Source organism: Bacteroides sp. AF32-8BH, from assembly GCF_003435205.1.
Classification (GTDB): Bacteria; Bacteroidota; Bacteroidia; order Bacteroidales; family Bacteroidaceae; genus Bacteroides; species Bacteroides ovatus.
Genome location: NZ_QVLZ01000013.1, coordinates 123,101 through 136,673 on the forward strand (window position 1 = coordinate 123,101; position 13,573 = coordinate 136,673).

The 13,573-nt window shown below is 38.0% G+C and carries 5 protein-coding genes; all 5 read left to right on the plus strand.

Going from position 1 to position 13,573, the window contains the following annotated elements; genetic code table 11:
* The first annotated feature begins 248 nt into the window (after positions 1–248).
* The 5 genes from DWZ47_RS11485 to DWZ47_RS11505 all read left to right on the plus strand — a co-directional run bounded on the left by DWZ47_RS11485 (position 249) and on the right by DWZ47_RS11505 (position 13,568).
* Positions 249–4,334, plus strand: a complete 4,086-nt coding sequence (locus DWZ47_RS11485) for a two-component regulator propeller domain-containing protein (RefSeq protein ID WP_004306035.1) — start codon at positions 249–251, stop codon at positions 4,332–4,334.
* Between the two features lie 248 nt (positions 4,335–4,582).
* A complete protein-coding gene (locus DWZ47_RS11490) occupies positions 4,583–5,911 on the plus strand; it encodes a GLUG motif-containing protein (protein ID WP_233525034.1) in 1,329 nt (442 codons plus the stop codon).
* A gap of 9 nt (positions 5,912–5,920) precedes the next feature.
* Positions 5,921–8,770, plus strand: a complete 2,850-nt coding sequence (locus tag DWZ47_RS11495; protein WP_233525035.1) for a hypothetical protein — start codon at positions 5,921–5,923, stop codon at positions 8,768–8,770.
* Between the two features lie 196 nt (positions 8,771–8,966).
* Entirely contained in the window at positions 8,967–11,942 is a 2,976-nt protein-coding gene (locus DWZ47_RS11500; protein WP_004306040.1) for a SusC/RagA family TonB-linked outer membrane protein, read from the plus strand.
* Positions 11,943–11,990: 48 nt separating this feature from the next.
* Positions 11,991–13,568, plus strand: a complete 1,578-nt coding sequence (locus DWZ47_RS11505; RefSeq protein ID WP_233525036.1) for a RagB/SusD family nutrient uptake outer membrane protein — start codon at positions 11,991–11,993, stop codon at positions 13,566–13,568.
* The last annotated feature ends 5 nt before the right edge of the window (positions 13,569–13,573 follow it).

The window sequence follows — 13,573 nt, forward strand, 5'->3', positions numbered from 1 at the left end:
TATGAGCGTATTATTCTTTTGCAAAGTTGCAGAAACTATTTATAATAAGAGTTCTTGAATTAATCAAATACGTCTAATTTTGAATTATCAGTTTTTTGTTGTAGTTACAGGGGTTTAAAAATCATTCAGAAGGTCTGAAAATCATTCAAGAATGTTTTTTTATGGCGGCTTTGCTTTATTTTATAGTTAAATAGCTTGCTTTAAAATGGATTTTCATTTATTATTGTGCTGAATTTATAATATAAGCTATGAAAATAAACAGAACTACTATCATATTTGTGCTTTTTATAATGAATATAATAGGTCCAATTACGGCACAAGAATTCTCCGTAGAGATACTTCCATTGAGTAAACAGTTGCCTTCTAATTCTGTTCAGAGGGTATTTCAGGATCGTGAAGGTTTCATGTGGTTTGGTACTCGTGAAGGCTTATCCCGCTATGATGGCTATCGGATCTTGACTTTTCGGTCTGGAAAAACGACTCCGGATTTATTGACTGATAATCAGATTACATGTATTACAGATTCTTGGGAACGTATATTGATTGGTACTAAAAAAGGGCTGAATATACTGAATAAGAAAACTTATGAAATTAGTCATATTGATAATGAAGAGTTGAAAGATCAGGAAATTCGTTCGATATTGTTTGATTCAAAGGGATATATATGGGTAGGAACTTATGTGGCATTATATCGTTGTTCCAGTGATTTTTCTTCTTGTAAAAGGTATGATAGTTCTTTGCCTGTTACAAGCGTGAATTCCATTTATGAGGATACTGATAACAATATTTGGGTAACTTTCTGGAGGAAAGGAATATTCCGTTATGATCGGATAAAAGATACTTTTGTTAAATATCCGGTGCTTGGAAAGGAGAACAATCCGTTTAGTGTTTTTCAAGATGATAAGAAGCAGCATTGGATAGGTACATGGGGAGAAGGACTATATAAGTTTTATCCGGAGGAGAGTGATGAGCAAGTTTATATGCCGGTAGAAAGTGTAAAAAAGGGTGAATTACCTGGAAATGGTACTTTTTTCAGTATTCAACAAGATAAAAAATATGGATATCTATGGTTGGTTAGTTCTCGGGGGCTGTATGCTGTTCGTAAGCGAGTTGATAATTTAGTGGAAACGATTGATATTAGCGACATTTCGTCTAAATTGAATAATATTTTTAGTGAAATATGCTTGGACAAATCGGGTAATTTGTGGATCGCTTCTTTTAATGAGGGGGTAGCCTATATTAATTTGGATAAGCCGATTATTCAGAATTATTCGATGCCATCTATAAAGAAGATAACAGGGCTTACTACCAATATTCAAGCTATTTATAACGATAATGATGGGGATATTTGGATTAATCAGAATCGTTTAGGATTAGGAATCTATAAAAAAGATAGTGATAAAATTATTTGGTATAGAGATATACCAGATTTGAGAGGCTTATCTGGTATGGAAACTATCGGCTGCATCGGGTATTCTTCTTCAAATGACCAAGTTTTGGTGGGACCATCCTACCAACCATTTATCTATATTTTAAAGAAAGAGAAAGGACAGGTTAAGCTTGTTTCACAGATAGATTTGCAGCAATATATAAGGGGTGCCGGTAATAATCCACAATTCTTTTATGAAGACAAGAAGCTTAATGTTTGGGTTATAACATCATTGGGACTGTTTGTGAAGCCTGCTGGTGATTATAATACGCTAAAAGAAACAGGTTTTCTTCAGAGAGAAATAACAGGACTGGCAGAAGATAATTTGGGGCATATATGGGTAAGTACCAGACGTAATGGAGTTTTCTGTTTGACTGTTTCTGATGATTTTCAGATTAGAAAAGAGAATGTTGTAAAATTTGATGTGGAATCAGGACTGCTAATAAGTGATAATATTGAAGATTTATGTACAGACAACGAAGGAAGGGTATGGATGGGAAGTCAGGAAGGCTATGTGTTTTTGTACAATCAAAAGTCTAAAACAGTTGAAGATTATTCGGATGTATTTACTACTTTAACTGAAGGTGTTCAGGATATGATGATGGATAAAACCGGACATCTTTGGATTTCTACTAATAAAAGAATTATAGAATATGATCCTAAAACAGGGGGACAGATAAACTATCAGGCCGGACAGGACATCGTTGTAAATTCCTTTACAAAACACTCTTGTTTTGAAAGTCAGGCAGGAGAAATGTTTTATGGAGGAAATAGGGGGATTGCTGTATTTATGCCTTATAAACGCCTGGCTGATAAACCGGAGAAAATACGAACTCATATTGTGGATGTTAAAATGGGAGATGAATCATTATTAACAGGAAATCTCAATGAACGTTTTAATTTGCTTAAAAGAACCTTGAAACTACACGCCGAAGATCAAAATATAGAGATTGATTTTTCTTCCTTAAATTATAGTTTTCCGACAAAAATCCAGTATGCCTATAAAATGGAAGGAGTAGATAAAGACTGGGTGTATATTAAAGATGGACGCCAATTCGCCTATTATAACCGGCTTCCTAAAGGAAAGCATACCTTTTGTGTGAAAGCAACGGATATAAATGGGTTGTGGAGTAGCCTTGTGACAAAAGTGCAGGTGGACAAGGAACCTGCTTTTTACGAGACTTGGTGGGCTTATGTAATTTATGTAATGCTCATTCTATTAGTCTGCTATTCTTTTTATTATAGAACAAAACGAAGAATGCAATTACGTCATGAATTAAGTGTTGCTCAAATAGAAAAGGAAAAGTCGGAGGAACTTGTTCAGGTAAAATTGCGCTATTTTACAAACATCTCCCATGATCTTCTCACACCATTGACTATTGTTACTTGTTTGATTGATGATGCAGAAATCACTTATAAAAATAAGATTCCGCAGTTTGACATGATTCGTACCAATGTGAATCGTTTAAAAAGATTGTTGCAGCAAATACTTGATTTCCGTAAAGTGGAGAGTGGAAATATGAAACTGAAGGTGACTTCAGGAGATATTGTATCTCTGATTCGTGATGTCTGTGATTCCAACTTTATGCCTTTGATTCAGAAGAAGAAACTGACTTTTACTTTTGAATCACCAGAAGAAACAATACAGGCATATTTTGACGTAGATAAGATTGATAAAGTTGTTTTTAATCTTTTATCTAATGCTTATAAATATACAGGAGAGGGGGGAGAAATAAAGGTTGCATTATCGGTTTTTCTACAGAACGGTCATACTTATCTATCTATAATAGTCAGTGACACAGGTAAAGGAATCGCTTCGGAAGATATTGATAAGATATTTACTCGATTTTATACCAATCAACATTGGGTGTCGAGTGAAACTAATGGTATAGGTCTTTCACTTACAAAGGAATTATTAGAACTGCATCATGGAACAATAAGTGTGGAAAGTGAAGTAGGCAGAGGTTCTTCATTTACTGTAATTATTCCTATTGATAAGGAAAGCTATACAGAGGCAGAGATAAATGTGGAATCATCGCAGGAGCTGAAAAGGGAGAGCGGAATTGGTACAATGAATGCTGAAAATAATATATTGGATTGGAAGCAGTTGGAAGAGGGAGACATAAATACTACGATTAGTGATATTCGCCTTTTATTGGTAGAAGATAATGAAGAATTACTATATTTGATGAGGCGTATCTTATCCAAGCATTATAATGTGCTGACAGCTAAAAATGGAATAGAAGCTTTAGAAGTGATGAAAGAATATGAAGCTGATATTATTGTAAGTGATGTTATGATGCCTGAAATGGATGGCTTGGAATTGTGTCGTGTCGTTAAGGGTAATCTGGATACAAGCCATATACCTATTATTTTATTGACAGCTAAAAATAGTGCGGAAGACCGTATTGAATGTTATAATGCCGGAGCTAATGCATATATCTCTAAGCCCTTTGAATTGAAGGTGCTTGAAGCTCGTATTGATAATTTTCTGGCAGAGAAGAAGAGCAAACAGGAAGAATTCCGTTCAGATGCTGAAGATATAAACTTTAATTTGTTGGATGCAACTGATATTGATAAGGAATTTTTAAAGAAAGTGACAGATGTCATACAGGAAAATCTATCATCGTCCACATTTGATGTAGTTCAGCTGGCAGATGCTTTAGCCATGTCTAAGTCTTCTCTTTATCGTAAGACAAAGGCGATAATAGGTTTGTCTCCGGTTGAGTTTATTCGGAATGTCCGCTTGAAACAAGGAGTGAAGATGTTGAAAAATAAATCGATTTCTGTATCAGAAGTAGCATATATTTGTGGGTTTTCTAATCCTAAGTATTTCTCAACATGTTTTAAAGAAGAATTTGGCGTAACTCCTAAAGAGTTTCAAAAATCAGATACTAGTCAGTGAGTAAATTTTAATCATATTAATTTGATCTATGCTCTATCATGAATATCAACTGTGTTCTTTATGGTTGATATTCATGATACTTTATAGACGTATATATCTATATTGGAGTAGAGATTGGTTGATTTCCAAACTTCATGAGTGTATTTTTGAACTAATTGAGATAAGTTGAATAAGTTTTCTATAATTGCTCCAATTTCAAACCCATTTGGTTGATTTTTGTACCCCAAATTTCTTAAAAAGTATGAATTTTGTCTCCTGATATACGAGTATTAATTTTTAATTCTGTGCAAATGAAAAAGCGTTTTTTTCTATTGAATATATGCTGGGCTTTCATTTCTATATTGAATGCAACTCAACATAGACAGGCGGAAAATCCATTAGTTATTTCTACAGCTGAAGATTTGAAAGCTTTTGCCAAGTCTGTGAATAGTGGAAATTCTTATCAGGGGAAAGTGGTAAAGTTGTCAGCTGATATTTGGCTGAATGATACGGTGGGGTGGCAAAAGTGGAATCGACAGACAAAAATGAAGTCGTGGACTCCGATCGGCATACCTAGAGCTCCTTTCGAAGGTACTTTTGATGGAGACGGACACTTTATTGCAGGATTATTTGCAAAAACTGGTTCTGAAACGTTTTCCCAAGGGCTTTTCGGATTCTTGAAAAGAGCGACTGTAAAGAATGTCCATATACGATTTTCTCATTTTATTTCTTATGACTATGTTGGTGCTCTTGCTGGTTATATTTCCTACAATACGCAGATACATAACTGTTCTAATGAGGGGACTATAGAGGCTGAACGCAACTTTTCCGGTGGACTTGTTGGGTTTTCTTCCGGGCAAAATCGTATAATTAGTTGTAGCAATTATGGTAGAGTATATGGTCATCGTTGTGTAGGAGGAATTGTCGGCTATTTTGAAGGTGGATCTGTTTATAATACTTTCAATAGGGGGGAAATTATAGGGCGTTATGAGCATGTAGGGGGGATTATTGGTGAATTTTCGGAGCCTTATCAAAAAACGGTCAAAGAGACAGGGCTTAAAGAATTGCCAAATGATACCGTGGCTAATTGTTATAATACGGGACGAATAATAGCGAGAGATGTGGCGGGTGGTATCGCTGGTCATGTAAATTTGCATCCTATTGAGATAACGACTTGGAAAGTTGTATTTGCTAATAATTATAACACAGGACAGATTCGTACTACTTATCCACCTGTTACGGATGGGCTGGTAGGGGTATATGCTTATTTTGCAATACCCGAGACTCAGGTTATCCCAACTATCGACCGGATTAACCGCGATGGAGGGCCTTGTTTTTGGAGTGAAGAATCATGCAGGGTAAAAGATATAAAGAAACCTCGTTTCGAAAGTGAAAAAATACGTTCTGAATCTTGGAATAAGATCATGTACGGAGTTATGAAGATACCGGAGTCTTTTAGGTATTTCACTGACAATGAGATGAAACAGCAGTCTTTTGTAGATTTGCTGAATAAATGGGTTGATAAAAAAGACATATTTTCCCGTTGGAGTTTAGATAAAGAAGGAGTGAACAAAGGATTCCCTGTATTTTGTAATTAAGCGTGAGTCATGAAAAAAGTTTGTATTTTAATGATATTGTTTTCATTTGTCTCTGGCATCGCAAATTGTTATGCACAGATAGGCAAATTTGATAAGGATTCCCTGATGAATCGTTTTGTTTATCAATTAGGTGTTTTTCCACAGGAGAAAGTCTATTTGCATACGGATAAAGGGACTTACATGGCGGGCGATACGCTCTGGTTTCGTTCTTATATTGTCGATGCTACTTTACATAAGCCGTTGCAAAATAAATATATATTCGTAGAACTGGTTAATCCGCTGGATTCAATAGTGTCACAAGTATTGGTACGTCCGGGCGAAAATATTTATCAGGGGTATTTGCCATTGTCCCGTGAACTCGTTGACGGTGATTATACTTTACGTGCATATTCGAGATACATGTTAAAGAATGGAAGCGAATGTATATTCAGACGACCGATAAGAATTGTTACCGTTGCGTGGAACAAAGTAGGAATGAGGGCTCTTTCCCGTCCCGCCGGGAAGTCGGAATCACTAAGCTTGTCTTTTACAACAGGTGGTAAGCCGATGCAACTTCAACGTGCGGAAATGTCTTTGAAAGATAAGTCGGATATTGCTTTGAAACTGTCCGAGGCGAAAGATGGTTTTAATGTAGAGTGGGGGAAGAACGACTGGAAAGGGAATGCATCGTGGCTATTATCAGTGAGAGATTCGGAAAATAACGTGTACCGTCGTTTTTTACCCATGGCTACCCGTAATGAAGAATATGACGTAACATTTTATCCGGAAGGTGGATATTTATTGAATGGTTTGGAATGTCGTGTCGCTTTCAAAGCAATGGGGCGGACAGGGAATGCGGCTACTATATCTTTGGATGTAGTAGATGAAGCTGGTGAAATTATAACTTCCACCCGTACACTTCATGAAGGAATGGGGACATTTATGTTGACCCCGGAGATTGGTAAAACATATTTGGTGAAATGCACTGATGAATTTGGTCGCAACAGAGAATTTAAGTTGCCGCCAGTCAATGCCAAGGCTCTACATGGCTTGCGTGTCGATGCACTGCGTGATAATTTCAGGGTATCATTACTATCTGTTGCGGAGTCACCTTCTGAACCTCTATATCTGGTAGCTCACGTTCGTGGAGCCATTATCTTCTCTGAAGAATGGAAAGAACCGCAAAAAAAATACTTGCTACCCAAGCAATATTTTCCTGCAGGAGTGGTTCAATTCTTGTTGTTGAATCAGAATGGACAAGCATTAAGCGAACGTTTGGCTTTTTCTGACTCTTATACCCCTGTAATATGCAATTTAACAGTTAATGGGCCGATCACAAAAAAACGGGAATCAATATCAGTAAATGCCAGTTTGCAAGATATCAATCAGCGGCCCTTGAAAGGAGTTTACTCTGTATCAGTAGTAGATGGCAAGTTCGCCTCTGTAGACTCCTGTTATAATATTCTTTCCCATTTGTTACTTGCTTCCGAATTGAAAGGGAACATTCAGTCACCGGGATTTTATTTCAAAAAAGAAAGTACCTCTGCGCGAAGTTGTCTTGATTTACTGATGTTGACTCAAGGCTGGAGAAGATATGATCTGACTGCGATTATTCAGGGAAAATATAAAATTCCTGTGTTAGAAAAGCATACGGAAATGGCCATTCAGGGGCGTACACTAGCTGCTGGAGGATTACTTTCGAAATCAAATAACGAACATTTGGTTACAATTGCCGGAACGGGTAACCTGAAAGGATTCAAAAGGGTCACTTCTACTGATAAAGATGGATATTTCTGTTTTGACAGCATAGCCTATGTCGATGGGAGTGGATTTCATATTGACGCCATGCAATTGAATGCAAAACGTACTGAAGCTATTGAACTTTTCGAATCTGATTATTCTAAAGATATGCCACTTTATCCGCAAACACTGTTGGAGGATGATTCTGTACGAAGTGTTCAGAGGGAAGATGTGGAGATGATAACCCGTTTGGATAACCTGCATTTTCTACTTCAAGATGTTATTGTAAGAGCTCCAATGTGGGGAAGTCGTGATTATCGTATGTTTACTGACAGGGAAGTAGTGCGTTACAAAGATATGCGTACATTGTTGAAAAATCAAGGGTTAACCATCTCCACTTTGGCTGAAGAGCCGGAAGAGACGCAGTTAAGAGTAAATGCGGATAAGACACTGGCCGTCAGAGATACTGCTATGCTGTCAGGGGATGAGTATGATGCCGTAGAAAGTGTCTCTTCCCGTGATTCACAAGTGGAAGATATGATTTATTATGGAGATCAGCGGATATTGTTATTTGTTGATGATAACTATTGCAAACCAGACATTTTAGTGAATTGGATCACCCCCGGTGATATAGAAAGTATGGTTTTGGTGAAAGACGTAGATCGTTTTCGTGCAAATACATTATTGCGAGGCACATTGAAATGGAGTGAGAAGTTTTATCTCGACAGAGGATATGATTTGTGCCATGCCTATTGCCGCATTCCATTGAGTCGTGAAAAAATTGCGGTTCTCAATGTGACAACGAAAGATGGATTCGATTCTCGTTGTCTGGGATGGTGGTCAAGATATTATTTGAATACCCGGCAAAGGAATCATAGGAATACGACTTTTTATCCTTTAGGTTATCAGGCCCCGGTAGAATTTTATTCACCGAAATATGATACTGCTGCTAAGAAGGATAATGAGATTCCTGATTTACGAACCACTCTCTATTGGAATCCTAAGCTTGTGACGGATGAACGTGGAAATACTTCTTTCTCATTCTACACTTCCGATCAGCCGGGAAATTATTTTGTTTGTATAGAGGGTATTTCTGAAGATGGAGAATTGATTCATGTTGTAAAAGTCCTGATGCCTTGAATGATTTTTATACCTTTTCTGAATGATTTTTGGGAACAGAGTAAATAATGAGAGGATTGGTTTAATTTTGAACCTTTCTGAATGAATTTAGGACCTTGTTTGACTAAAAAATGCAGTGATTTGCAGTATGAATATCTTATTCAAATAAATTAAATGTTAATTAATTATTTCTATAATCTTTAAAATCTGAAAGCTGATGAAAAATGCAATAATTCGTACGTTTGCTATTGTTGCTTTGTTGGGATTTGGAAGTGAAATGAAAGCAGTTCGAAGTAGTGAAGCTTTCTATTTTTCAAATGACAGTATTTCGCCGGATGAAAATATCGGGCAATTATCGGAAAGGGAAGATTCTATTCGTAAGTCGATGGAAGAGGCTGTAATTTATAAGTTGAAAGACACGCTAGATTTATGGAACTTGTCGCGTTCACCTTATATATCTGTACAGCAATATTTGAAAGGTTCCGTACCTGGAGTGTATGTACAGGAAACTACAGGTGAACCGGGCAGTATGCAGAATATGTTGTTTCGGGGAGTATCGACTCCGATATTTTCAAAAGGAGATGTCGCTTCTACACAACCAGTTGTTTTTCTCAATGGGATTCCGCTGTTGATGAATGATGCTTTTGTTTATAATGTTAAATCGACAGAAGTGAACCCTATAGGTACGGCTACTAACATTCTGTCGGGTTTGAATCTGGATAATGTAGCCTCCATTGAGGTTGTAAAGGATGCTGCGCAGTTGGCTAAGTTAGGACCATTAGCGGCCAATGGTGCTATTTTGATCAATCTGAAAGACGGATTTTATGGTGGTAAGAATATGTTTATTCGTGCTAATGGTGGTGTCGCTATTCCTCCATCCAATGTGAAGATGACAAATGCCGCTAATGAGCATGCCTTTCGTATGCAGTTTGCTGATTATTGTGCAACAGGTGCTCAACGTGCTGCCTATCTGGAGAAAATGCCTGCATGGATGAAAGATGTTCGTGACATGAATTTTTTTGGAGAACCGGACTGGGCGGACGATTACTATAGCATGTCCCCACTTTATAACTTTAGTGCTTCTATGGGAAGTGGAGGAAGTTCAGCCAATTATATATTTATGATGGGCTATACCGGAAATAATGGAGTAGCGGATGAAACAAGTTTTGATAAACTTACGGCAAGTTTTGCATTAAATATGAAGTTGATTGATCAACTGGGGATGTCCTGTCTGATTAATGCTTCACGTTTGTCACGCAATGGAAACCGGAATCTTCGCGATCGTTATGCGGAGATTGAATATTTGCCGGATTTGACTACTCCTCTTTCTCCTGTTGCTTCCGTCTATCATTCTTATCTTGATCTTTACGAAGAATATAAGAAGAATGACAATCTGAACAATTTGTTGAATGGTTACCTGGCTATGAATTATAACTGGAATGGCTTGTTTGTAGACACCCGTTTGTTGCTGGATTACAATACGAATGTGCGTCATGTGTTCTGGCCGATGAATCTGATGGAATCTGTCAATTACGTATCCAATTATTCAGGATACAATCGACGCCTCATCTGGCAGTCGTCTGCAGATTATAAATTCAATTTAGGGCATAAACATTTTTTTAATCTGGGAGCCCAGGCTATTATAATGAAAAGCGTGCAACATTATAACTACACACAAGGTTATGATGGTAAAGACGATACAAAACCTACTACTAGTGGTGGTGGATTCCTCTATATGAAACGTTATGTAGACAAGATGACCCATAATATGGTGAGTACTTTGTTTTCTGTTGATTATAAGTATAAAAATCTTTTAGATGCACAAGTTGTCTTACGTGGAGATGGATCGTCCAATGTGCAGAAAGACAGCCGTTGGTTATTTACTCCTGCAGTTAGTGCTGGCCTGAACCTGAAGAACTTATTTTTGGTTGATACGGATTGGGTTTCTGACTGGTCATTGCGTGGATCATGGGCTAGAATAGGTCGTTATCAGGATAATAATAGGTTTGCGGCAGGTCCGCAATATACGGGAGAAGAATTGACCGGTTTCGGGCAACCGGTTATGTCTTCCTATTATGGATACGCTTCGGTAGCTCGTCCCTACAATACCGGTTGGGTAGGTTATGGGCTCGGATGGCCTTATTCGGACAAATGGAATGTAGGGTTGAACTCTGTATTCTTTAATAATCGTCTATCTTTGAGCATAGAATACTATAATAATACGGACTGTGATTTGATAACGGCCATTCCGGTGAAACAGGAATATGGATACAAATATAAGTATGCCAATGGGATGAAAGTCCGCAATTCGGGAGTAGAAATCACGCTTTCGGGTAAACCTTTCAATGCTCCCGGTAAATTTTCATGGGATGCATCATTTTCACTAGCTTATAATAAAAATGAGTTGTTGCAGTTGCCCGAAAACCTGAATGAATTAGTTGTTGGAAACCGTAAGTTGAAAGTCGGACATTCTATTGATCAATTCTGGTTGTATCAAAATGAGGGAGTTTATGCTGGTGACGCTGAAGTTCCCGAGGTGAACGGTAAAAAGCTTTCTATGAGCTCAATTCCGTTTGCAAAGAACGATCCGAAGTGGAAGGACCAGAATGGAGATAACGTAATTAATGATGATGACCGTGTACTGAAAGGACATACATTGCCGCCTGTCACCGGAAACTTCATCAACAATTTCAAATTTGGACGTTTTGATTTGGGAGTCAACCTTTTCTTTGCGTTGGGGCACGATGCTATCAATTACCGTTCCTCTCAACGTTATAATTTCCTGGCATTGGAGAATACTCCGTCTTTAGAGAGTCTGCGTGAAATATTTTTCTGGCAGACTACCAACGACAAGAACAGCTATCCACTTTACAATCAGATGAGCGGCCTGATGCCATATCGTGCCGAGCAAGATCTATTTCTGGAGAAGCTTTCTTATTTGAAACTTCGTTCTTTAACGCTTGGTTATACATTACCGCTTGGCAAGAAAGCATACAAGGGTGAAGGAAAAAAGAAGGAGATGAGTAAGAAAAAACTGACTGATATTTATTTATATGTCACAGGCAGTAACTTATTCACTTTGACCGGATTTAGTGGTGATGATCCTGAACTGATAGATGTTGACGGTTATTATCGTGGCTATGGACAGCCGTTATCCCGTTCAGTAATTCTCGGAGTTAAATTTAATTTTTAATCTAATACATTTATGAGATATATGAATCAGATATTGTGTTTCAAAAGAATGATAAAACCGTTGGCATTGGCAGCTGTTTTATTCTATTCTTCTTGCAGCGATTTGTTGGAGAATGACAATGCATTCTTTCATGTCTCTACACAGGAACAGCAGTGGAATTCGTTGACCGATACCCGTTCCGCTCTGTTTGGTATCTATGGCTTGATGCGTACCGCTTTGGGTGAAAACAATGGCTTTTGGGCGGCAGGTGATTTGCGCTTGGGAGACTTCACGGTGCGTATGCGTGACGATTTACAAGCCATCCGTGACAACCGGCTGGATGCACCGTATGATAATATTCGGCAGATTTCTAACTGGAACCGTTTTTATAAGGTAGTCAATGCAGCTAGCGTGTTTATCGAGAATGCAGGAAAAGTATTGGAGAAAGATAATGCATATTCAGAGACAAATTATATTTATGATATGTCTCAAGCCCGCGCATTGCGTGCATTAGCATACTTTTATATGGTACAGATGTGGGGAGATGTCCCCTTGATTACTCAATCTTATGATAACGGAACATTTCCGGAAGTGTCACGTACCGATAAAGAAATAGTTTTGAATTATGTTGAAAAAGAACTTTTAGCAGTCTCTCAACTATTGCCTGAATTACTCGGATCTTCATCAGACAAATATTATGACGGAGATGCAAATACATGGCGGGGGTTACTTATAAATCGTTATTCTGTATATGCCATGTTGGCTCATGTGACAGCTTGGAAAGGTAATTATATTGATGCCGAAGCCTACTCCGGACAAATACTGAACAAATTACCATCTTTCATTAAGAATGGTACAACAGCTCCCTATACAACCACGGAAAACCTAGTTAGCGCGACAGGTATGTTTAGTAGCAAATACAGTAACGATTTCAGTGTTACCCGTCTGGTTGCTTTTGGTTATAGCTATGTGAACAGTGATAAGGGGGATGTGAACGAAACCGGAACTGACGGACATTTGGAGTCATGGACATTAGCCGAACCGATTATCAGAAAACAGTTGCCTGACATTTATCTTTCTAAAGATACATTGGAAAAAGTCTTCATGAATAAATTCACGACTGATAATCGTTATGGAGTGGATGCATTGTCCAATCCTGTTCAATATTTTGACGGTTATATTACCGGCATAAATTATCAATATCCACTTTTCACAAAGATGAAAGTAGTACGTGACGGTGAAGATAAAACTAATGATTTGGGAGTCTTTAGTTCATATATCGTCTGGTCTCGTTTAGAAGATATGTTGTTGATGCATGCAGAAGCACTGGCAGTCCTGAATCGTCCGGAAGATGCATTGGTTGATTTGAATACACTTCGTGGAGTGCGTAATCTGCGTAGTCTGTCTTATGCTAAAGATTTGCAAGGTAATGTAAAAAACTTGCTGAAGGAAATTTTTCAGGAACGTCGCAGGGAGTTGATGGGAGAAGGACACTATTGGTTTGACCGTGTTCGCGAAGCCCGCGTGGTGGGTGATGACCGTACAATGGTTGAACTTGTGAATAATGGTGGAGTTTATTGGCCTGTGGCTGGCGAAGTATTACGGCATAATACCGCTATCACACAGAATGAATATTGGAAACGCTAAAAACA